General features: G+C 31.1%; 20 protein-coding genes. 6 read left to right on the forward strand and 14 right to left on the reverse strand.

Annotated features, from left to right (window positions below):
* Positions 1-242 precede the first annotated feature (242 nt).
* The 3 genes from pcp to RSA29_RS07120 form a co-directional block, all read right to left on the reverse strand.
* A complete protein-coding gene (pcp, locus tag RSA29_RS07110; RefSeq protein WP_346943809.1) occupies positions 243-884 on the reverse strand; it encodes a pyroglutamyl-peptidase I in 642 nt (213 codons plus the stop codon).
* A gap of 271 nt (positions 885-1,155) precedes the next feature.
* Entirely contained in the window at positions 1,156-2,085 is a 930-nt protein-coding gene (locus tag RSA29_RS07115; RefSeq protein ID WP_346943808.1) for a DUF979 domain-containing protein, read from the reverse strand.
* 14 nt (positions 2,086-2,099) lie between these two features.
* A complete protein-coding gene (locus RSA29_RS07120; protein ID WP_346934495.1) occupies positions 2,100-2,771 on the reverse strand; it encodes a DUF969 domain-containing protein in 672 nt (223 codons plus the stop codon).
* 464 nt (positions 2,772-3,235) lie between these two features.
* On the opposite strand from RSA29_RS07120, the gene RSA29_RS07125 reads away from it, so the two are divergent.
* The 4 genes from RSA29_RS07125 to RSA29_RS07140 all read left to right on the forward strand — a co-directional run bounded on the left by RSA29_RS07125 (position 3,236) and on the right by RSA29_RS07140 (position 10,607).
* Positions 3,236-3,880, forward strand: a complete 645-nt coding sequence (locus RSA29_RS07125) for a hypothetical protein (RefSeq protein WP_346943807.1) — start codon at positions 3,236-3,238, stop codon at positions 3,878-3,880.
* Positions 3,881-4,182: 302 nt separating this feature from the next.
* On the forward strand, positions 4,183-7,524 hold the full coding sequence (locus tag RSA29_RS07130; protein ID WP_346943806.1) for a DEAD/DEAH box helicase: 3,342 nt from the start codon (positions 4,183-4,185) through the stop codon (positions 7,522-7,524).
* Positions 7,525-7,743: 219 nt separating this feature from the next.
* On the forward strand, positions 7,744-8,463 hold the full coding sequence (locus tag RSA29_RS07135; protein WP_346943805.1) for a gamma-glutamyl-gamma-aminobutyrate hydrolase family protein: 720 nt from the start codon (positions 7,744-7,746) through the stop codon (positions 8,461-8,463).
* A gap of 743 nt (positions 8,464-9,206) precedes the next feature.
* Positions 9,207-10,607 carry an MATE family efflux transporter gene (locus RSA29_RS07140; RefSeq protein ID WP_346933895.1) on the forward strand — a complete coding sequence of 467 codons (1,401 nt, stop codon included), beginning with the start codon at positions 9,207-9,209 and terminating at the stop codon, positions 10,605-10,607.
* A 196-nt stretch (positions 10,608-10,803) separates the two neighbouring features.
* Here the strand turns inward: RSA29_RS07140 and RSA29_RS07145 are convergent, their stop codons facing one another.
* The 6 genes from RSA29_RS07145 to RSA29_RS07170 form a co-directional block, all read right to left on the reverse strand.
* Positions 10,804-12,093 (reverse strand): RNA-binding domain-containing protein, encoded by a 1,290-nt coding sequence (locus tag RSA29_RS07145; RefSeq protein WP_346943804.1) that lies wholly within the window; start codon positions 12,091-12,093, stop codon positions 10,804-10,806.
* Positions 12,094-12,207: 114 nt separating this feature from the next.
* On the reverse strand, positions 12,208-13,407 hold the full coding sequence (locus tag RSA29_RS07150) for a DUF2812 domain-containing protein (protein WP_346943803.1): 1,200 nt from the start codon (positions 13,405-13,407) through the stop codon (positions 12,208-12,210).
* Between the two features lie 18 nt (positions 13,408-13,425).
* Complete coding sequence (locus RSA29_RS07155; protein ID WP_346943802.1) at positions 13,426-14,670, reverse strand: DUF2812 domain-containing protein; 1,245 nt, start codon at positions 14,668-14,670, stop codon at positions 13,426-13,428.
* A gap of 21 nt (positions 14,671-14,691) precedes the next feature.
* The gene (locus RSA29_RS07160) at positions 14,692-15,888 is read right to left on the reverse strand and encodes a DUF2812 domain-containing protein (RefSeq protein ID WP_346943801.1); all 1,197 of its coding nucleotides are present in this window, start codon (positions 15,886-15,888) and stop codon (positions 14,692-14,694) included.
* Between the two features lie 5 nt (positions 15,889-15,893).
* Complete coding sequence (locus tag RSA29_RS07165; RefSeq protein WP_346943800.1) at positions 15,894-17,102, reverse strand: DUF2812 domain-containing protein; 1,209 nt, start codon at positions 17,100-17,102, stop codon at positions 15,894-15,896.
* A 1-nt stretch (position 17,103) separates the two neighbouring features.
* Entirely contained in the window at positions 17,104-17,415 is a 312-nt protein-coding gene (locus RSA29_RS07170) for a PadR family transcriptional regulator (protein ID WP_346943799.1), read from the reverse strand.
* Between the two features lie 411 nt (positions 17,416-17,826).
* On the opposite strand from RSA29_RS07170, the gene RSA29_RS07175 reads away from it, so the two are divergent.
* On the forward strand, positions 17,827-19,299 hold the full coding sequence (locus RSA29_RS07175) for a methyl-accepting chemotaxis protein (protein ID WP_346943798.1): 1,473 nt from the start codon (positions 17,827-17,829) through the stop codon (positions 19,297-19,299).
* A gap of 63 nt (positions 19,300-19,362) precedes the next feature.
* Here RSA29_RS07175 and RSA29_RS07180 read toward each other — a convergent pair whose 3' ends face one another.
* The 4 genes from RSA29_RS07180 to RSA29_RS07195 form a co-directional block, all read right to left on the reverse strand.
* Positions 19,363-20,556 (reverse strand): DUF2812 domain-containing protein, encoded by a 1,194-nt coding sequence (locus RSA29_RS07180; RefSeq protein WP_346943797.1) that lies wholly within the window; start codon positions 20,554-20,556, stop codon positions 19,363-19,365.
* Between the two features lie 204 nt (positions 20,557-20,760).
* Positions 20,761-22,107: a hypothetical protein gene (locus RSA29_RS07185; protein WP_346943796.1), complete on the reverse strand. Its 1,347-nt coding sequence runs from the start codon at positions 22,105-22,107 to the stop codon at positions 20,761-20,763.
* Positions 22,089-22,997, reverse strand: a complete 909-nt coding sequence (locus RSA29_RS07190) for an ABC transporter ATP-binding protein (protein WP_346943795.1) — start codon at positions 22,995-22,997, stop codon at positions 22,089-22,091. Before RSA29_RS07190 ends, RSA29_RS07185 begins: the two co-directional genes overlap by 19 nt.
* Position 22,998: 1 nt before the next feature.
* Entirely contained in the window at positions 22,999-23,373 is a 375-nt protein-coding gene (locus RSA29_RS07195) for a GntR family transcriptional regulator (RefSeq protein WP_346943794.1), read from the reverse strand.
* Positions 23,374-23,496: 123 nt separating this feature from the next.
* Between RSA29_RS07195 and RSA29_RS07200 the strand changes: the two genes are divergently transcribed.
* Positions 23,497-23,673 (forward strand): hypothetical protein, encoded by a 177-nt coding sequence (locus RSA29_RS07200; RefSeq protein ID WP_346944390.1) that lies wholly within the window; start codon positions 23,497-23,499, stop codon positions 23,671-23,673.
* A 59-nt stretch (positions 23,674-23,732) separates the two neighbouring features.
* Here RSA29_RS07200 and RSA29_RS07205 read toward each other — a convergent pair whose 3' ends face one another.
* Positions 23,733-24,098, reverse strand: a complete 366-nt coding sequence (locus tag RSA29_RS07205) for a hypothetical protein (RefSeq protein ID WP_346943792.1) — start codon at positions 24,096-24,098, stop codon at positions 23,733-23,735.
* Positions 24,099-24,691: the final 593 nt, after the last annotated feature.

Consider the following 24,691-nt stretch of genomic DNA (forward strand, 5'->3'; position numbering starts at 1 on the left):
TAAATATTACTATGATATTATACTATGAGATTTTATATTGAGTGTTACATAGCAAGAAAATATATAAATTTTAATTAATTATGTGCAATTTAGAATCTAGAATTTAAAATTAGTATAAAATCCTTAATGGAGTTCTAAAAAGTCAAATGTTTAAATTTAATTAAAACATATATATATAAAATCACAGCACTAGAACTATAAATTTTGTCTAGACTGTGATTTTTTCAAATTTAAAATTTAAGTTAGCATATAGTACCGCCAACAGTTTTAATGTCTACATCATTTTCAACAATTGCTTCAATACAAAGTTCAAGAGATTTTGAAATGTCTTGAAGATTCATATAAGGTGTGTTTGGTTTTGCAATTATTTGATTTGGAACATATGGAACATGGATAAATCCACCCTTCATACCAGGGTACTTCTTATCTGCAAGGTATAAAAGTCCATACATTATGTGGTTGCATACGAAGGTTCCAGCAGTGTTTGAAACAGCGCCAGGAAGTCCATTGTCAACCATATTTTTAACCATAGCTTTTATAGGAAGAGTAGTAAAGTATGCATTCTCACCATCTTCTTTAATTTTTATGTCAATAGGTTGATTTCCTTCATTATCCTTAATTCTAGCATCATCTACGTTTATGGCCACTCTTTCAGGCATAACAGCAAATCTACCACCAGCTTGTCCAACACAGATGACTGCTGAAGGTCTATGCTCTTCGATAAACTTTTCTAATGCATCGACAGACTTGTTAAATACAGTAGGGATTTCTACTTTTATAACATCTGCACCAGCGATTGTATCTGGAAGTAATTTAACTGCCTCTAAGGCAGGATTCAATTTTTCTCCACCAAATGGGTCAAAACCAGTTATTAGAACTTTCATATATTTCTTTAATGAAGGCGGAATACCTTCATTAAAGTTCACCTCCTTTTATTTTGTAATATTTTAATATAAGGTATTTAAAAGTACTCTTACATACATATCTAAAAGTTAAATTAACAATCGAAGCTGCAAATAAGAGTACTAAGTTTTAATAATTATTTATTATTAAAGTTGTATAGTTTGAAATTTATCTAACACATAAAATATAGGTGCAATATCTAATTTAAATGCGAAATATTAATTTCAAAATGTATATGAAATTTTACATTGTCTAGAAAGCTAGGAAGTACATAAGTCCAATATGGATTACTAGTAATATCATAGCTATCGGGAATTGTCTTTTAATAATTGCATTCTTATCATCTATTTCTAGAAGAGCAGCAGGCATTATGTTAAAATTAGCTCCCATTGGTGACATTAAAGTTCCACAGTAACCAGCAGTTAAAGCTAAGGCTCCAGCGATTGCAGGGTTAGCTCCATGAACAAATACAAAAGGTACGCCTATACCAGCAGTTATAACTGCGAAAGCAGCATATGCATTGCCCATTATCATTGTAAATACAGCCATACCTAAACAGTATGCAGTTACTCCAATAAATATATTACCATCTGGTATAAAGCTTGATATCATACCAGCGATAACAGGTCCAACTCCAGCAGCCGTGAATAGAGCTCCAAGTGCAGTAAGAAGTTGAGGTAGTATACTTACAGGTCCAACTGAGTCAACCATTCTAGCGCCATCTTCTACAATAAATTTAGGATGAGCTTTTACTATAATTAATGTTGATACAATAGCCACAAGAGCAGCAATACCTATAGCAGCAGTACCACTAATTTCAGTGAACTGAGTAACTCCTAAAGCTACAATAGCAATTACTAGAGGTGGTAAGAATACTTTATTCTTAAGCTTTTCAGCCTGAGTTTTAGCAAATTCTGAATCCAGAGGTTTTGATGGCAACATTTTAACTTGCTTGGAAACCGTTAAACATCCAAGTATTATGATTAAAATACCAACAAGATCAGGTCTTATATATTTACCAGCTGCAAATACAATACCTAGTATAGACCAGAATAGAGTTGTTCCTATTCTTGCTTTATGCTCTTTATTTAAAGCAGTATAAACTGCAAGGGAAATCATTAGGAATCCAACTAGTGCATAAAATATTTCAAGTAAAAAATTTGATAATGCTTTTATATCCATAAATGAATCCTCCTTTACTTATCTTTCTTAGAATATTTTTTTATTAGAGATTTATCTAGCATATAGTTTTGTACAAGTACCATTAAGAATATTATTATAGCCACAGGTATTGAAGCTTTAGCTACATCAATTCCTTCTACTATATATCCTTGTTCTTGTAGAGTACTAGCAATTAGAAGTACACCAGAACTAGCTAGAAATAAGTTTTGTCCAAAGAAATTTCCGAAGTTTTCCATGGCAGCGGCAGAAGCTTTAATTTTGTCTTCATCTTTTTTATCAATTTGTCCAAAATTACTTGTAGCAGCACCCTGTGCCATAGGATTTACTAAAGGTCTAACAAATTGAGGATGTCCACTCATTCTAATTGAAAGAGCAGCAGCAAGTTGTCTTATAACTGCATAAAGACTAAGAAGTTTTCCAACTGAAAGAGATTTAGCATTGCCTATAAGGGTTGCGGCTCTTTCTTTAAGTCCATATCTTTCACACATACCTATTACTGGTAAAGTTAATATGAATAATGTAATAGCTCTTTGAGCTACAAATGTTGTACCTAGAGTAGTTAATATTTCACTAATGCTTAGATTAGCAACAAGTCCTGTTAAAACTCCTGCAGTTAATACTACAGCAATAGTATCTAATTTTAGTGAAAAACCTATAATAACAATTACAATACCGATTAATTTAATCATCTTAAACCATCCTTCCATCAAAGTATACTTTTGTCCTTTAAATTCTATACTGAATGTGAAATTAAATCTGTATACGTAGATACAGACAAAACAAGTTTAACAAATCAAGGTAATGGAACTATGAATTTAGTATGGTGGTGATAAAGTAGATGTTTAGGGGCGTTAAACTATGTTCCATACAAATTAATTTGGACTAAAAGAAAAATGAAAAAAAACTATTGAAAAAAATAAGAAAAGTGAGAAAAATGTAATACTATTGTCATTCGATAATTACTTCAATATTTGTAACAACAAAGAAATAAAGACTATGTAAAAAAAGTTATTAATCTAAGGTTAAAAATAGAATTTAGCTTATAATTTTATGATAAAAGCACATACTTCTCTATATAGAGACTCGTATATAAAGTGAAGATTAGTGTGTAGGGATATTAATTCCTATATACACCTAGATGGAGGATGGTATGATGAAAAAGTGTGGAGTTAGATTAGCTTGTGCTATGTTAATACCTATAATGGGATTTGGTTTTTCAGGATGTAGAAGTAAAGGGGTAAGTGAAGAGGTAGCTAATGTATCAAGTGGCCTTATAGAAGAGAATCCTATAAATGGAGAGAAGGGAGATACTTCTAATAAAAAAGAAATACCAAATCATCCAATAAAATATCCATCAGAATCAGGTACTGAACTTTCATTTGAAGCAAGCTATGTTAGAACGGGAAAATATAGCATTGAAAAGAAATATCCCATTATAACAATCTGTAAAACCTTACAGGACTTAGAATCACATGGGTTAAAGGTTTCGGAATTACAGTTACGTAGTGAGCCAACATCTATGTTAAGTAGTATTCAAAGTGATGTAAAAAAACATGATGAAGAGTTTTTCAAGAGAAAATCTTTGATTGCTATTACTATTAGTGAAACTAGTGGATCAATTAGAGATAAAGTTGAGAAAGTTGTGAAAGATGGAAATAAAATTTACGTTTATATCGGAAGAAAGGTTCCGGAAATTGGAACTATGGATATGACAGAGTGGACTATTTATGTTGAATTAGATGCAGATGCTGTAAAGGGTGAAGAAGAAGTATACTTAATATTTCGTGATATATAAGGCTGTAGTAAATAACGGATTTGACATGGATTTATGAAGCAAATATTAAGCATGATCACCATAGATTAGAGATGGTTAAATTATTAGATTAAATATGATTGAAAAATTATAGTTATTAAAAAAAAGCTACGTTAAGTAGTTTTTTTGTTGTGTTAAAGAAATAAGTTAACTATAAAGTGGGAAAAAGGTATATAATATAGGATAGTGCAAAATTAAAATGGATTCCAGTTCACTAAGTCGGTGAAAAAATATAGGAATCCTATGTTTGAAAGACACAAAATAGTATTAGGAGACATGAAATTATGGGTTTTGATATGACATTAGGTGAAATTAGAGATGTATGTGGAAGTGTAATATACAATAGAGCTATGGATATGTACCTTAGAAATAAGGTTACAAATATAAAGATAAATGAAGACACAATAAATACACTATCTGTTACAGGTGTAGTTCAGTCTGCATATGATGTAAATAATTACAAGGTGGATTTGCTTATTAACAACAAAAATTACAAATTATATCCCAATTGTACCTGTCAAGGATTTCAGCAGTATCATATGTGTAAACATCTTGGAGCAGTTCTTATAAAATTGAATAAAGAAGGGGTAAAGGGCAGGGGTATAAATGTTCCTAAATCTAGTGAAGAGGAACTGTTAGAAGCTTGTAAAAGCAGCTTTGAGAATGAGGGGAAAAATTCTGAAAGAGAATTATTGAACATGGATTTGGCGCTAATTGTTGGAGTAGAACATTATGGGCAGAAGACAAAGAGTTTTCATTTGGAGATTAAGGTTGGAACTAGTAGATTATACGTGGTGAAGAATATTAGGGAATTTATAGAATGCATTTATAAAGGTGGAGGAACCATAAGTTTTGGTAAGGAGCTTCAGTATACAAATAATAGATATAAATTTAGGGAAGAGGATAAAGAAATCCTAGAAATCGTAAAGGAAGTCTATGATTTAAATCTAGAAGTTATGAATAGAACATATACAAGTAGGTCTGTATTTTTTAGTGGGAAGAGAGTTTTTCTTACCGAAGGGCAGTTAAAAAAGCTTTTCAATATAAAAAATGGTAAAACTATTAATCTAGATTATACTGGAGAAGTGGTCAAAAATGTGACAATTTCAAAGGGTAATATGCCAATGAGTTTTTATATGTTTATGAATGGAGAGAATCTTAGTATAGACATGAATGGAGATACACCAAAAGGTGTATGTGAGGAAGTAGGGCTTTATTACCTAAATAATGTGTTATACCTTTTATCTGAAAAACAGAGAGAAGATTTTAATCCTTTATACAAAGCTTTTTCAAAGGGTCAAGAGAGCACTATATCATTTAGAAAGCAAAGCATTAGTGATGTAGCGAATTTTTTATTGCCAAAGCTAAAAAATCTAACACCAATTGTCATGAAGGATGAAAAAATTAAGGAAATTATAAAAGAAGAAACCCTTGAAACAGCATTCTACCTAGATAAAGATAATAATAGAACCATCTGTGATGTGAAATTTAATTATGGGGATGAAAGCTTCTATTATTTTAAGTCGAAGGAATCTGCAGAAAGTAAATCTACTGAGAATACTAAGTCACTTTTAGATGGAAATTCAACAGATAAAAAAGAAATTCAAATAGGTGATAAGGATAATAATATAATCATTAGAGATTTGCCTAGGGAAAGAGAGATTATATCAAGTATAACAAACCTTGGATTTAAAGGAAGTGATAAGAATTTCTATATAGAAGATGAGGATGATTTAGTTGAATTCTTAACCTATGGGGTAGAGGAATTAACGAAATTAGGGGAAGTATATTACTCAGATAGCTTTAAGGATATAAAGGTTTTAAGTGCAAAGATATTTAAATCAGGAATTAAATTAAATGATATGGACCTTCTAGAGTTCAACTTTAATATAGAGGGAGTTTCAAAGGATGAGCTAAAGGATACTTTAAATTCCATCAAACAAAGAAGAAAATATCATAAACTTAAAAATGGTTCAATAATCCCACTAAAGGGAAGTGCAATTAATGATATTCAATCAATAATCGAGAACTTTGATATATCAACTACAAAACTAGCAAATGGAGATGTGGTCTTACCAAAGTATGCAGCCTTATATATAGATGACAAGATTAATAATGGAAATCTTGGGTTTATGTCAAGAAATAAAAGCTTTAAAAGTCTTATAGATACTATAAAAGATATAAATAGTAATGAATATATAGTTCCAACGGAAATGGAAAAGGTGCTAAGATCCTATCAAGAGACTGGATATAAGTGGTTCAAAACCCAAGCAGCTTGCGGGTTTGGAGGAATACTAGGGGATGAGATGGGACTTGGAAAAACCCTTCAAGCAATAACCTATATAACTTCAGAAAAGGAAGAAGGTAGACTTAAGGACAAAGCTCTTATAATATGTCCAACGTCACTTGTATATAACTGGGTTATGGAGTTTGAAAAATTCTCTAAGGATTTAAAAGTAGTGGCAATAAGTGGGACTAAAGGTGAGCGAGAAGCTCTCATGGAAAGTGTTGATGACTATGATGTAATAGTAACATCTTATGCTTTAATAAGAAGAGATATAGAATACTATGAAAAGAAAAACTTTGATATTTGTATAATTGATGAAGCTCAATACATTAAGAATCCAACTTCAATAAATGCACAATCTGTAAAAGAACTTAAATGTAAGGTTAAATTTGCAATGACGGGAACGCCTATAGAAAACTCACTGACAGAGTTATGGTCTATATTTGACTTTGTAATGCCAGGATATTTAAAAACTCATGGCAAGTTTAATAAAACCTTTGAGGTACCAATTGTGAAGGATAAAAATCAGGATGCTCTTAAAGAGCTTTTAAAGCTTATAAGACCATTTATATTAAGACGGTTTAAAAAAGATGTAGCCCTTGAATTACCACCAAAGATTGAACATAAAATAATCGTGGACATGACGAAGGAGCAGAAAAAACTTTACTACTCCTATGTAGATTCTTATAAAGAGGAAATGAGAAAAGAAATTAAAGAGAATGGATTTAATAAGAGTAGGATGAAAATTCTATCTTTAATTACAAGGTTGAGACAAATTTGTTGCGATCCAGCTTCATTTATAGAAAACTATGAGGGTGACAGTGGGAAATATATAGCTCTATATGATATTTTAGAGGAATCACTAGAAAATAATCATAAGGTGCTGTTATTCTCTCAATTTACAACAATCCTTGGAAGTATTAGAGAAAAATTAAAGAAAAAAGGTATAAACACTATGTATTTAGATGGATCAGTTCCATCTAAAGATAGAATGAATTTAGTAAATGAATTTAATAGTGGAGAACCAGCAGTATTTCTAATTTCTTTAAAAGCAGGAGGAACAGGATTAAATCTAACCTCCGCAGACATGGTAATTCACTTTGATCCATGGTGGAATCCAGCTGTTGAAGAGCAAGCTGTAGATAGAGCACATAGAATTGGACAGAAGAATACAGTGGAAGTAATTAAGCTTATAGCAAAGGGAACTATAGAAGAAAAAATATATAATATTCAGGAAAAGAAAAAAGAAATTATAGAGCAAGTCTTAGATGGAGAAGAACATACAGATTTAACGCTATCCTCAATGAATGAGAAGGAACTAGAAGATTTGTTTAACTAAAATAATCACTATGAAAAGTGTTAAAAGTAGACTTATATTATTGCCGCAAAGCCAGAAATGGATTTGCGGCAATAATGCTTTGGGGGATTAAAAATTAAAAATTAAAAATTAAAAATTAAAAATTAAAAATTTAAAGTTAGAAATTAGTAATAATTTAATGTTAAAATATACATAGATACATATATTATAGGGTGATTTATTCATGGAGGGGGAAAAAATATGAAACCAACAATAGGGATTTTTACAAGTATATTTACTATAAGCAGCGGGGATTTTGCAGGAGTAGATAGAGTATATGTGAATTTTGACTATGTAAATGCAGTAAAGGAAGCTGGTGGTACACCATTACTAATTCCGCCAACAGTTGATGATGAAGATATTGATAGATTTAGTGAAGTTTGTGATGGATTCATACTATCAGGTGGAGTAGACATAAATCCGATTTTTTATAATGAGGAACCACATATAAAATTAGGTGTTGTTAATAATGAATTAGATAACTATCAAATAAAGCTAACGAAGAAATTAATAGATATGGATAAACCTATATTAGGTATATGCAGAGGGCTACAACTTTTAAATGTAGTTTTAGGTGGTACCTTATATCAAGATTTACCATCTCAAGATAAGGATGCAATAAAGCATGCACAAGATGGAAAAAGATATGATTATTGTCATAGCGTAAAAATTGATAAGAATTCTAAGCTTTATAAATTGATTGGTGAAAATGTCCTTGTTAATAGTTATCATCATCAATCTATAAAGACAATAGGAAAAGGGTTAAGGGTTGTAGCTAATTCCGCAGATAATGGAGTTGAAGCTGTAGAAATGGAAGGTAAGAGATTTGTAGTGGGTACACAATGGCATCCAGAGATGATGCTAGTAGGTAGCAAAGAGATGCTTCCAATATTTAAGGCATTAGTGGAAGTAAGTAAGTAAGTAAGTAAGTAATCGAAGACTAGGTAAGAATAAATTTAATTAAAGGCTATGTTTTAAATCAGACTTGATAATGACTTCATAGTATCTAGGATAACACCTTCAGACTCTAATTTACCAGAGGTTCTGGTAATGGTGTGAACTTTGATAATATTGATGTCCAAATTCAACAGTCTAATAAAACATAGCCATCTATATTTTATAGGAATATAAAATATAGAACTTAGGATGTGAAAGCGGGGATAAGAGACCTAAGAGATTTTAAAAGGATAAAACATAGCCTAACGTATATTAAATTGTTAGGGAGTCGAAATATATAATTGAAGAGTTGTAAAATAAGGTGTATAATTAAGTAAAGTTAATAAAAAAGAGATTATCTAATGTCTAATCCCTGTAACGCTCATATATTTTGTGGTGATGTTAGAGTTGACACGACCATAGATAAATTCTTCTAATATTCAATTGGAGTGGGGAATTCCTCTTACGTAGACTCTGTGTGGATATAAGGATTACTTAGTGAGCAAGGTTGATGATATTAACCTTGTATTATTATGAATAAGGCATCTTTAAAAAATAAACAAGTCAGTATGTAGGACTATTTTGAGTTATACTGCGTCAGCAGACCCGTAGATGGTCTACCATCTGTAGAATCTGCTTACTTGTCTAACTAAAAGTATTATTCACATCTTTGACTTGTCATTTATTTTAAGATGCCCAAATAATTTAAATTGGAAAGGGGAAACAACATGGCAAGACAAAATCAATTAGGAGAAGAGAAAATAACCAAATTATTGATTAAATTTTCAATACCAGCAATTATAGGAATGCTAGTTAATGCTTTTTATAATATTATAGATAGAATGTTCATAGGGCATATACCTGAAGTAGGAAAGTTAGCTATAACAGGTATTGGAGTAGCTATGCCAATATCAACAATTATACTAGGATTTGGTATGCTTATTGGAATAGGTACAGCAACAACTATATCTATAAAACTGGGACAGCAAAAGAAGGATGAAGCTGAGAAAATTTTGGGAAATGCATTTACGCTAATAATAATCATAAGTGTGGCTATAACAGTTATAGGCTTAATTTGGGGTAAAGATATATTAAGCTTATTTGGAGCGAGTGAAAGTACTATTGGATATGCAGAAGATTACATGCAAATCATATTTATTGGTACCATATTTAACATGCTAAGCTTTGGACTTACTCATACAATAAGAGCTAGTGGAAGCCCTAACATTGCAATGGCATCAATGCTTATAGGAGCTATAGTAAATATAATATTAGATCCAATATTTATATTCACCCTTGGAATGGGAGTTAGAGGTGGAGCCATTGCCACAGTAATTGCTCAAATTTGTTCAGCAATTTGGGGTGTTAGTTTCTTCTTAAGAGGAAATGCAAATTTAAAGGTAAAATTCAAAAACTTTAAACTGAAAAAGGAATATATATTAAGCATATTTGCCATTGGTATATCTCCATTTAGTATGCAAATTGCGGCAAGTTTAGTTCAAGTTATATCAAATAATTCATTGAGCATATATGGTGGAGACTTAGCAATAGGCGCAATGACTATAGTTAATAGTATAGCAATGATATTCTTAATGCCGATATTTGGGCTTAATCAGGGTATGCAACCAATTGTTGGATATAACTATGGAGCAAAGAAATTTCATAGGGTTAAAGAAGCAATTAGATATCCGCAGATTGCAGCTACAATAATTGCTCTCGTAGGATTCTTAGTTATAGAGTTAATACCGGGTATTTTGATACAAGCATTTAACTCAGATCCACAGTTGTTAGAAATCACAAAACATGGAATGAGGGTATATCTTTGCATGATTATGGTTGTAGGACCACAGGTAATAAGAAGTAATTACTTCTCATGTATAGGTAAAGCTAAAAAATCTATGTTCCTAAGTTTATTAAGACAGGTATTATTACTAATACCATGTATTATAATTTTACCAAGAATACCACTTCCAGGAGGCGGTATACTTGGACTTACAGGCGTGTGGATGGCAGGACCAGTTAGTGATGGTCTATCATTTATAATAACAAGCCTAATGTTTAAGGGTGAAATGAAAAAATTAGATAAGGCTATGCTTGAAATGGACAATGAAGTAGAAACTGCGGTGTAGTTTGTAAGTGGCAACATATGTAGATAATATACAAGAATAAGAATAAGAATAAGAATAAGAATAAGAATAAGAATAAGAAGACCCACAGCTAAAATGAAGCTGTGGGTTTTTCTGCTATCTAACACTATCTAACACAATGACAAGAGGAGTGTTAGATAGACACTAAATTATAATTTTATCTATTGAAAAAACACAACTATAGTTTCACATATCTTATAGAGCTACCTGAACCAATAGATTTTAATAAGTCTTTATCTACCATAGACTTCAGCATTCTACCAGCCATTGTTTGACCAAGATTAAAAAGTTTTTCGAGTTCTTTTCTAGAAATGCTTTGATGAGAAGTTAAGTGCTCCATTATATTTTCTTCATAGTTTTCACTACCAATTAAATCAGAACTAAAGTTGAAATTTGGTAGTGAAATAACAAAGGCATTATCAGACACTTTTAATTCGGGTTCTCTTAGGAAGTCTTTGTAAGCATTCATAATTTTAGAAATACCTGTTCCATAAGCTTCAATTAACCTTAATCGGTAGAAGATAGCAGCAAGTTTTTCATTCCTAGCTTGGGATATACCAAGCAAAATATCATTTATAGAGATGCCTTTTACAAGACCTCCAATTGAAATAAATTCAATTCTATCAACATATATATTTATAAGAGTACTGCCACTAAAAGAATATTCTCTGTGAACAACTGAGTTTAGTAATGCTTCACGAAGGGTTTCACTTGAATAGTCTCTAGTATCCATACGTTGAAGTCCTAAAAATTCAGCCTTTATTTTATTAAATATATCTATATATTCATATACATCATTTAATTGCTTAAGTAAGGAACCGGAAAATTCTCGTCTATCTTTAAACTTACTTTTATCAATACCGTCAAATACGGCTACTTTAATAGTATGGGAACATTGATCTGAAAGTAGTAAACCTAAATTTGTATATAAATTATCTTCATTAATTATACCTAAGGTCTTCATTTGGGTATCACTTAGATCTATACTTCTATTTTTAAATTCATTCAAAGTAGAGCAAAAGCTTAAATCCTGATTCATAGAACGAAGATTTTCAAATTTATCACCATCAGTCTCTTTAATCATTTGTCTGATTGCATTTTCAGATGCTGGAACTGATGATGAACCTTGGCGTACATAGACACCAGAAGGTTTTAATCCCTTTTCACCGATATAATAAGGTCTATCAGTACCACGTTCGATTAAAATTACTATTATATTTTTATCTTCAATGTTTTTAAATTCATAGTTTATAAACATGGTTATATCTGGTTTGATTGAATCACGAACCATACTTGATATTTGTAAAGAAACTTTATCTATATTATCAATGCCAACAACATCGCCATTATCATCTACACCAATATAAATCCTTCCTCCGGAGCTATTAGCGAAGGCTATAATTTCTTTTTTTAAGTCAGCAGTAAATTCACGCTTTAATTCTAGTGATTGACTTTCCGTAAGTTTCATGAGGTAACCTCCTTAAATGTTTAATAATATTCTAACACTCTCTAACACACGTGACAAGAGGAGTGTTAGAGGAAGTGTTAGACAATAATCCCATGTATTCTACAGGAATAAGTTTTAATTATCACCTTTAGACATTTTTTCAGATATTACATCTAAGATTTTATCTAAATCAGCTTTACCATAATATTGAACATACATTACTTTGTTGCCACGAGCTACAAAAATTGTGTGATGTGCTTCATTGGAATAGTTATTATTTTCTTCATTTACAAGGAGATAGTCAAAGTTAGGATTATTCATCTCAGTGAAAAAGTCTCTGTAACTATATTCTTTAACTAAATCTGAAAGTAAGTTATCTGCCATTGAAGGAAAGGTTAATTTATAAAACTTAGTTGAAAGAGTTAAATCACAACCATTTTTAGTTGAGTGTTCGCTACTATTATATTCGCTAGCAAAGATGTTTGTGGTAAGTGTATAATTATTTGCCTCTTTTATTGTAGAGTAAGTAGTACCAGTTCTGATTAAATTTGTAGTGTCTTCTATTTCACAGAGTGTTACTACTGGTAAGCCAACTAATTCATTAGTAATATTGTGTTTTCTACCTGTATATAGCTGTGAAAAGAGATAGAGCAACATAATAGAAAATAGAAAGATAGAAAGTCGTTGGAATATATAAGAATTATCCTTCCAAGGCATCTTATGGTTAATTGGTTCACCCTCGGATATAGATTTTATAAGTCGGTTAATAGAAGAAGTATTTTGGATTAGGACACCACCTACATAAAAACATTCAAGAATAAGAATTAGACACATGTGAAATTGTGCACTGACTAGAGTTAGATACAGTGGTTTATCCAGAATGAATAATAATAAGCACATAAGTAAAATATATACCACTAGAAATACAGCAAAAAATGAAGAAGATGTAATTAAATCCCCTTTTAAATCTTTCAAAGTGCGGATTTGAGCAATAGGATCACAGGGTAATTCAGATCCATTTAAGTCCTCGGGTGAGGAAAATATCTGAAATTTATGATTTCTAGTAATTCCACTAGAGGAATTATAGCTATTGACATAAGTCCATCCATTATCTTCGCAAAGTTTAATTTTATCCTCAGCTACATGATTTTCTTTATAGGAAATATCAATCCTATATTTCATGTTTTTAGGTTCATCCTTTTCAAACTTAGTAAAGAATTTACCTACACTGACAATGTGTAACCCTTCCTTTGACATATCAGAAAACCAACTTTCATATTTGCCAATTTGCCAACAATTGTTCGGGCTTAACTTATAAACAAATTTACTCATCATTAGCACCTACCTTTTAAATTAATCTTCTAGCATAGACATTTTTTCTGATAATACATCCAAAACTTTTTCAATATCAACATCACCGAAGTAGTTAATAAAGACAACACATTTGCCTTTGGCAGCAAATATTTTATAGCCGTAGTCATGGTTAGCAACCTTTAAAATATCGAAATCATCATTAGAAGTATCAATAATATCTTCTGCGGATAATGGTTTAAAGTTAGTGGCACCTTCTAAATAAAGATACTCTTTTTCAGAAACGGTAAGGCTAGAAATTTCTTGTTTTACTAGGTCATTAAGTAGATTATCTGCCATGAAAGAAAATCTTACTTTATAAACTTTGGTATTGAGGAGTGAATCAGAACTAAGAGTATTACTTAGTGAATCATTAGTAAAGATTCTGAATTTCTCATAGGTTCTATAAGTAACGGGTGAAAACATTGTGGTAGAATAGTTACAAGAACTGCCTAGGTCATACTTCATTGTGTAGTCTTCAATTTCACTTAATCTGATAATTGGCAAAATCTCATTAGCTTCATCTATGGATAATTCTAAGGTTGTAGAGTTTGAAGTAAGGTAACTTAAAACTATTATAAGTGATATATGGATAGTAATGATTAATAGAGATATTAACTTATAAGGTTTCCAGTTAGCATTATGATTAATAGGAATTCCTTCTTTAAGGGATTTTTTAAGACTAAGAATAGATAAAAAACCCACAATTGACTTAATAAGAAAATATAATTCAGCTATTGAAACAAATAAGGTTAAATAATTCGTGAAATTCATAAGTGAAAGGTAAGGATAATTACTTATGATAAAAGGTAAAAACACTAGTACAAAGAAAAGAACAACCCATAATAAAGCTAGAAGTGCATTGAAAAGCAATTGTTTATTTAGATATTTAAGTGTATAGGATTGCTCCACAGGGTCAGTGTGTATCTCATGAGCATTTAACTCTTCAGGTGAAGAGAACACATAAAATTTGTTGGGAATGAGGGTGTTGTTTCCATCATAGCAAGTAACATATTCCCAGCCATATTCTCTATAGAAACATATCTGTTCTCCTGAAATATCATCATTATTCATAGCAACTTCAATTCTATATTTCATTTTCTTAGGTCCATGCTTTTCAAACTTTGCAGAGTAATATCCTACGCTTTGAAGGTGAAGACCTTTAGCAGCCATATCAGTAAACCAGCTTTCGGTCTCGCCAATTCTCCAGAAATCACAAGGGTTTAGTTTCGTTACAAGTTTTTTCATATTAACAAACTCTCCTTTAAATTATTCTTCTATTATAGCTAGTTTTTCAGGGAGCAATTTTATAAGAGTCTCAGCAGGTAATTCACCAACATATTCAAGGTAAATAACAGCTTTTCCACTACGAGCAAATATACTGCAACCAGTTTTGCTTTCTTGCAAAAATATTTCGTCAACACCGTTCAGCGTTAACTCAGAAAAGTTTGTGCCAAAGCCGTATTCTCTCTTTAAGTCTGTAAGTAAGCCCATGGCAATAAAGTCAAAGGAGGGTTTGTAAACTTGACTAGTTATACTTGGTTCATAGGTTTTACGTTTAGTATTAGCCCATACTTTGGAGGTAGATTCTGCACGTTCATAGGTATCATATTTTATAGGACATAGTGGGTTCCAAGTATAGGTATATTGCTTGTTATGATTAATACCATCTGAAATATTAGCAGAAGAGTATTTAAGAGAAGCATCTTCAGGTTCTGTTTCACTTAGCAGTATTATTGGCAAAGTGTTAGTTTTATCTGGAAGAGTAGATGTCTTAGTTGAACAAATTTCTGGTATTATACAAAGAAGTGGTGATATATATATAGCGATTATCAAGATATAATATATTCGGGAGGAAATACTATGGTTTTTCCAATTTGCCTTATGGTCTATAGGCTTACCGTCATTAAGGAATCGTTTAAATTTATGAGTAGATATATTACTTTGGATTGACTTTAACGCATAGGATATTATGCAAACAGCCAATAAAGGCCCAGAAAAAGAGATGTTATTAATTAAAGTTAGATAGGGTGTTGCATCTCTTAACAAGCACAAAACTGGTATAATAAAAATTGATATAATGACTATTGATAATACCATATTACTCATAGTAAGTTTGCGATAAAGGGCTTCTAAGGCATAGCTTTGCTCTGCTGGATCAGTATGAATTTCAGTTGCATTTCGCTCTGTAGGAGATGAAAATATATGAAAACAACTATTTTTAGTTACATAATCCCAGCCAGATTCCCTATAAAGTTGACGTTGGTCCATGGAAATTTCACCTTTATCTGTGGCAATTTCAATCCTATATTCTATATCTAAAGGTTCACCTTTTTCAAATTTAGTAAACCAAGTACCTATAGAATTAAGATGGAAACCCTTCTTTGACATATCAGAATACCAGCTTTCATGTTCACCTATTCTCCAGAAATCATCAGGTTTTAGTTTCTTTACAAACTTTTTCATATTAATCACCTCTCTTTCAAATTATTTTCTAACAAAGCTAATTTTTCGGGGATAAGTTTTATTATAGTTTCAGGGTCACTTTCACCAACATATTCAAGATAAATCACAGCTTTTCCACTACGAGTTAGTATATTGTAGCCCTCTTTAGTTTCTTGAAAAAGCAGTTTGTCAATTCCTTCATAAGTAATTTCTTGAAGCTTTGAACCTGAAAAATATTTGTTCTTTAAGTCTGTGAATAAACCATTAGTAATAAAATCAAAGGAAGCCCTGTAAACCTGACTATTTATACGTACATCATTTACATTCATTTTATTATCCAGAGTTTCAGAGAATGATCTTGCACTTTCATAGGTATTATAATTTATAGGACATATTGGATGCCAGGTATTAGTGTAGTGCTTATTGTGATTAATACCATTTGAATAATTAGCAGAAGGGTATACAAAGGTGGCGCCTTCAGGTTCTGTTTCCATTAAGCGTACTATGGGTAATGCACTAGTTATGTCTGGAAGAGAAAATGCCTTAGTTGAAAAACCCGGCAGAAATATAGAAAAACAAATTGATGTATACATATAAATTACAAAAACGTAAGATATACGAGCGGAAAATCTATGCTTTTTCCAATTTGATTTATGATTAATGGGCGTACCTTGGCTAAGAGATTTTCTAAGTTTATGAATAGATATATTACTTTGGATTGAAATTACTATATAGACTATTATAGAAATAGCAATTAGAGGTTCAACAATAGATGGATTATTAATTAAAGTTAGATATGGTGTGTAATCTTTTAGTAAATAAAAATATAGTATAATAAAAGCAGATATAAAGCCTATTGATGATATTATAGTATCCATGGCAAGTTTTCTACTAAAGGTTTTTAAGGCATAGCTTTGCTCTACTGGATCAGTATGAATTTCAGTGGCATTTTGACCTTTAGGAGCTGAAAATATATGAAAGGAACCATTGGTAGTTACATAATTCCAACCAGATTCTTTATAAAGTTGATATTGCTCTCTAGAAATCTCTCCTTTATCTGTTGAAATTTCAATTCTGTATTCCAGATCTAAAGGTTCATCTTTTTTAAACTTAGTAACCCATTTGCCTATGGAATAAAGATGTAGTCCTTTCTTTGACATATCGGAATACCAACTTTCATGTTCACCGATTCTCCACCAATCACCACGGTTTAGTTTTTTTACAAGATTCATCATATTAAATGCCACCCTTTAAAATATTTCCATCTTCAACTAAAGATAGAAGGCGATTATATTCTTGTATCAGAGCATTTTTGCCATCCTCTGTGATTTTATAGGTTTTTCTTCTGCTATCATCATCAAGTAAAATTATAAGTTCATCCTTTTGCATGCGAGAAAGAACGCCATAAAGGGTACCAGGCCCCATGTTAACTCGACCTTTGGATACTTCTGAAATTGTATTCATAAGACCGTAACCATGGTTTGGATTCATAATGGCAAGAAGCACATAATACATTGCTTCTGTCATAGGTCCGCCACTATAAGGCATTTAAAAACCTCCTTTTATTTATTTGTTAGATTATATTTTAAATACTTAGAGATTCATATTAATATGAATTCTTAATATAACCAATTACTAATATACTATTATGTTATGCGATATTATGTGACACGATATATCGTATAACATAAGAATAACATATATAGGAATATATGTAAATAAAATTTAATGCTTTTTATGATTTTATATATTGTTGAAATTGGACTTCAATATTGTCAAGGCATAACACTATTTGGGGTATTACAAAGGATTTAGTGAAGATAATATAAAATCCTAATTTATGAATAGTAATCTAAAAATTATTAAGAAGAAAAGTTATAATTTTCCTTTCATAAGGGGTAAGGTTTTGAAAAAAAGCTTCGATAATAATATGACTTAAAGATTATCAGGGGGGATATTATGAACTCAGAAATTATACAGATTAAAACAAATAAACGATTTATGAAGCTTATGTGGGTATTATTAATTGTATACATAGCGGGGTTATTATCAATGGTCAAGAGTGGAACTATTGATATGATACCAGCTATTGTTACTATTTCAATTATGGTAGTTTCAATTATCATAGCAACAATTTTTCATAAAAAACATGAGAGTAGTATTTTTATACGACGTATATGTGCTACGCCTTTTTCAATTGCTTATTGCATAGTATTATTTTCTTCAACTACAATTGTTTCGCCTTTCATTGTATGTCCATTATTAGTCATTTCTAGTTCTTACCTAGATTTGAAGTTTCAAAGAAGAATATCAATAGGGGCATTAATTATGATTGCTATTTGGGGAGCAACAATTATGAATAGAGATAATTTCAGTGTGGTGGCTATGACACTAGTTGTAATTTTAGTAGTTATATACACATTATATGAAGTTACTAAATTCTCAGAGAGCCTTAGGAAAGGCGCAGATGAAGAGTCAGAGAAGGTAAAAATGGCAAGTATTGAGAGAGAAGAAACTTTCATTGAAATAAAAAGAGCCGTTGAACTATTAAACAATAATACTAAGTCATTAGGAGATTGTATTAATTCTATTGAAACTAGTTCAAATACAATACACATGGCTATTAATGAAATTTCTAGTGGGTGTGAATCGACTACTGAAAATGTTGAGAATCAGCGAAAATCTACAAGTTCAATACAAAATCAAATTAACGAAACAGCTTCATTGTCAAAGGATATTGAAGGATATTCAGTAGAAAGTAAAGAAATATTTAATAGTGCATTAGAAACTATTACAATACTGGGTAAAAAATCTAATGAAGTTAATGAGAAAAATAATTCTTTAACCACTGTTTTTGAAGGATTGAAGTCTAAATCAGAAGAAGTGCTAGGAATTATATCTATGATTTCGGCTATTTCAGAGAAAACTAACCTATTATCTTTAAATGCGGCTATTGAGGCTGCAAGAGCAGGTGAAGCAGGGAGAGGATTTTCAGTTGTGGCATCTGAAGTAAGGAATTTGGCAGAGCAAAGTAAGGAATCTACAACAAGCATCAGTAACATTCTAGTTCAACTAAATAAGGAAGTAGACTTTGTATTTAATGAAATAACTGCATTATCAAAGACTAATACCGAAACAGTAGAACTTATAGGAACCACAGAAGGTAAGATAAACAAATTATCATCAACATTAGGTAGCCTAAATGAAAATATAAAGGTGATAAGTAATAAGATTAATATGACATTGGAATCCAATGAGGAAATCAGTGAATCTATCAGTAATCTATCTGCAGTTTCTGAGGAAACATTAGCAAATTCAGAGGAAACCTATGCAACAATAGAAAATTACTTAGGTGAAACTAAGAATGCAAAGAAATTCATAGATGAATTATCGGTGTTGACAAAGGATTTAAATTCATTAATACAAGAATAAGTTTTAATATAAAACAAGTGGTTAGCCTAAATTTGGGCTAACCACTTGTTTTCGTTAAGGAAGCTATTTTTCAATCATAGAAAGTTTTTTACAAGCCTCAGCTATAACTTTTTCAGCGTCAGCCTGTCCGTAATACTCAAGACGAATAATACCTTTTCCACGGCGTGCAAAAACAGTACAGCCATTTTTAACTTTATGAACCATCAGAAGGTCAAAATCTTTGTGATCCAAAACCTCGTAGTCTATTTCATAACCTTTAACTTTGTTATAACTATCTACTAATTCATCCATTAATTTATCTACGCCAAGAGAAAACCGTAATTTGTAAACATCGCTATTTAAGCTAGGTTTATATGGAGAATTAGTATTTGGCAGGTATTCACCAGGAATAGAGCCGCTTTCATGGGTTTTGTACATCTCGGGAGCAAAGAGAGTCTCTGAATAGTTATAGTAATTTTGCCAGTCAACTTCACTAGGCAGGGCATATGTTTCTTTAATATAATTTGGATTATGCTCTATGTCGATTAGTCTAACTATTGGCAGATTAGGAGTTGAAGCTGTTAGAGTAATAGGGTTATCCCTAGTTGGATTGGAAAAGGAGATATAAAGGAGACCTAAGGATAAAATTAGAAAGGCACCTTTACTTATTAAAGAACAGAAATAACTTAATTTCCAATTAGTGTGGTGGTTTATGGGGGTACCTTGTAGCAGGGATTTTCGAAGTCTACCCATTGAAATAGTCTGACCTATTATACCAAGAGTTGCATATATGATAATAAATATTGACAATAGATTTGTACCTGATATAGTTAAAGGATTTGTGAGAAAGTCTTTGATGAAAAATGATGGAATTGCTATGCAGCCTAATAATATTATACCTAGGCTTCTTATGATTTCAAGAAACAATTTCTTATGGAGAGGCTTCAGCATAGTTGCATGAACATCTGTAAGGAGATGTGATTCAGAGGTGTTAAACTCATAGGGAGAGGAAAACACATAAAACTTATCAAAGTTAGTAACTTCAGACCATCCACAATGTTTATAGGTTTCCCGTTGATCAATAGATAATTCATTTTTATTAAAGGCAACTTCCATTCTATAGGATGTTGTCATTGGTTCACCTTTCTTAAACTTAACAAAATTTGTGCCAAGCTTTTCAAGATGAAGTCCTTTTGATGCCATATCACCTAGCCAACTTTCCATTACCCCTATTTTAAAATAGTTTCCTGGTTTTAATCGATAAGTAGTTTTAAACATAGAGCACCTACCTTTAAAATGTATTGTATACATATTATTACATAGAATTGAAGGTAAAGATATATATATAAATAAGTTCGAATGACTAAATATATGATTTAGTTTTTCGAACTTATTCAAATGGTGTGGTGCTCAGATAATATTGAAGTCTAATTTCAATAATCTATTAAAACATAACATTAAGTTTTCTAATGATTAATTTGCTTAATTTCCAGTAATCACCTTAAATCCTATTGGATAAACTATATTTATGGAGCCACTGCCAGAGCCACTCATGGAGCCCATATGCTCTTTAAATAATCCTTTGTCCTCAAATATATGAAATTGGGACATAAATCCATAGGCATTTAGAAATAGAACCTTTTGGTTTTCGTTGTAGGAGTAGTTAATATATAGCTTATTTCCTTCAAGGCTAGCAGTTACAACAGGGTTTTTATAATCATTAAGATTCACCCAATTTTTTTTATTACTTGGAATGCTATAATTTATATAAAGATGATTATTAACAACTTCATTTGATGCAAATCTCATATCTTCAATTGGAAGGGAGTCATTGTTAGACTTATGAGTATTTATAACTTCGATAGTGTCACCTGGCTTAAGGGTAGATAAATCAACCTTTATGGCACCAAAATCTTCAACACCAGCAAAATCATGAAAAAAGTTAGATTCATCTGAAACTTTATTTTCACTTTCTTCAGTAATGGTGACACGAGAATCATATTTATAAGCTGGTGTAAGCACTGAAAAACTAATAAAAACTATAAATAATAGCGATGCTGTAATTACTGTTAGAGTGGTTGAAGATTTAGTCTTTGTTCTATAGTAAACAGTGTTATTATTTACTATCCAGGAAAGACCCAGCGTGAAAACTAGTAGTACAATAGACTTTAGAATAAATAGTAAAAGTGAAGATTCAGCCGTTAAGAATTTAGAGAGTTCTACTACATACATAAATATTAATCCATTTTTAATAAAGCCTAATAGGAAAATACCAATAGCCGTAATTTTGAAGTATAAGTTCAACTTTCTGTCTAGGGCTCCTAGTAATATGATGATGGCAATAAAAAGTGAACCATAGAGAAGATTAACTATAAAGCCTGATATTAAAAAAACTAGATTTATAGGATAGGCAAAGTGGACATTAGGGTTAAAGGTGCCAATGATAGAAAATAAACCATATTGAAATAGATATAAACAAAGGGATAATACTAATAGTTTCAATAGGTAGCTATAGTTAAACATAACATAGGATAAAAATCTTGTTTTATTATCCTGAGGGAACATTTCATGCTGAGAGTTAAAAGTTTTATACCAAAATAATGATCCCAAGGTTATACTTATTAAAACTATCCATGAAAGTTGAGAATAGGTTTGAAATAATGAGGCTGTCACATTATTTGAGAAGGTAAAAACCTCTATAAGTCCATTTATCATATCCGCACAAAATAGAAATAATAGAATCCCACAAGCTACTAATAAGGATTTATTATGCTCCTTTGAATGAATTTTATATAAACCAAGGGCATTGCTTAATTGTCGTTTGTCCATAATGAATCTAAACCTCCTTCATAATTGTTGCCAGTAAGATACACATAAAGTTCCTCAGGTCTAATTCTTGAAATCTTTAAATTATTTGCTTTAGCCTCAGCTTCCGTGGACGCAGTAATGGCGTCTTCAATTATTCCAAAGGCTGAAAAGTCACTTGAATTTTCATGTAACACATTTTTATCCTTGAAAAACTCTTTAAGGTCAGTTGAATTTCCATCTACTCTGTAGGCGCTTTCCTTTATAGAATCCATATCCTTATATAAAACTAAAGCTCCATTATTAATTATTAAAAGTTCAGATAGTAGGTTTTCTAGTTCGGAAAGAATATGGCTAGAGATAATTATAGTTCTTGGGTGTTCTAGGTAATCTCGAAGAAGAATGTCATAAACAGACTTACGAACCTTAACATCCATTCCAAGTATTGGCTCATCAAACATAGTTAATGGGGCCCTAGTTGAAATGCCACAGATAAAGTTAAATAAGCTCTTCATACCTTGAGAAAGGCTATCATATTTAGATTTAGGATTAAATCCAAAATGGTTTAATAGCTTTGAACCAAATTGAAAATCAAAGGTGAGATACATGATTTTATAGTACTCCATAATTTTTAATAAGGATAAATTTCTATCGTGGGGCATATTAGGATAGCAATAGACAATGTTCTCTAAAACATTTAAATTATCCATGGGAGCTCCACCTAGAACTGTTAATTCACCCTGAGTTTTCTCAAGGAGTCCTGCACATAGCTTCATGAAAGTAGTTTTACCAGAGCCATTGCTACCGATTAAACCTATAAGTTCATTTGAATTAAGTTTCACTGAAATACCACTTAAAGCAATTTTAGATTTATAACTTTTTGTAAGGTTATTAGCTTCAATACAATAATCCATATTATTTTCCCTCCTCATAGAATTTTGTTATAGTTTTTAATACATAGTCCTGGGATAAATCTAATTTTTTAGCTGCAATTACTAATTCTTCTGCTAACTTCCCAAAAACTTCATCTCTTCGTCTGTCCATAATTTTTTTCTTTGAATCAGCAGCCACCGTCATTGCTTGGCCACGTTGTTTTTCAAGAATTCCTCTTCCAACAAGGAGATTAATCCCCTTAGCCGCAGTAGCCGGGTTAACGGTAAGTTCCTTAGAAATCACCACTTGAGAGTAACAGTTACCCCCTTCAGGCAGTGTTCCACTTAAAATATCATCCTCGATAGCATCTGCTATTTGTATATATATTGGACTTAGGCTATTTGCATCTATTTTCAAGGGTAAGCCTCCTTTGCAAGCTATACCACATTAGTTATGTAATGTGGTGTTGTACTCTCAGTATATGATGACTGGATAAAGATGTCAATATATTTCGGGGAATATATAAATATATTTATTGTTATGTGGTTATTGTATATAATGTTTTTAATAAGTCCTAAGGCATTAGAAGGGTTGATGTTTTATATGAATAAAGAAAGACTTATAAGAATAATAGAGGACTTGAAAGAATGTAGTAGTGATATAAATGAGTCAGTATTCTTCACATCTTTGACTTATTATTTGTTTTCAGATGTCTAAAAACAAATAAAGTAGCTATCAAAATAAAATTTTGATAGCTACTTTTTAATCGAATTCAATTATTTATTCCACATAACCTGGTTAATTTCTTTTAAGGTTTTAGTAAAATTTCTACCAGTTACGCAGTTTTCAATTTGATATTCCATAGGTAATTTATTTACATTAAACATTTTTTTGAAGGTACGGGAAATGCTTATTTTCTTCTCATCAACTTTTTCTTCAGGTATAGACATAGGTTTTTGATTCACAAGCAAAGCCTTCCTAGTTTTTTCAGGATGGCTATCCCAAAAGATTTTATATTCTGGATTTAATTTATATGCACCTTCATGAATTTCCTTAATTAAAGTGAATTTCACATAAATATTATTTAAAGTATTTTCTAAGGTTGCTTTTATTTCCTCTACGGATTGTTGTTTTTTTGCCATTTAGAAATCCCCTCCCCTAAAACGATTTGATTTTCATTTAATCAAGGGATCTTCAAAAAATAAACAAGTCAGTATGTTCTACTATTTTGTGTTATCTGATATCTAGTCGCTGTAACCCCATACTTTTCAAGTTGGGCTAACACCGACACAATCCTAGATAAGTTCTTCTAACACTTAGCAGTCGGAGTTTAATATTAATTTTTAGGAAAGCGATTGCAAAGTGTAAGAATCACTTGATACTACGTCAGCAGAACTCTTAGATGGATCTACCATCTGCGGAACCTGATTCTTTGTCTAACTAAAAATATTCTTCACATCTTTGACTTGTTATTTGTTTTCAGATACCTAAATATATTATATAAAGAATATTATAAAAACGCAAACTTTTATAGATATAATTTTTCATTTAGCTTGGTGTTATAGGATAAATTTTTGATTTGATTAAACTTTTGTAAGATTATATATGAAATTCAAGTGAAATTACATGTAGAATTCACAAGTAAATAATTATTTTGTAGAAATATAACCTTTGACTTTGAAGTGTGGTAATTTTATAATTAAAGTGAAGATATGAATGATTATATTCATAAAAA

The sequence above is a fragment of the Clostridium sp. genome, assembly GCF_036660475.1.
Lineage (GTDB): Bacteria > Bacillota > Clostridia > Clostridiales > Clostridiaceae > Clostridium_J.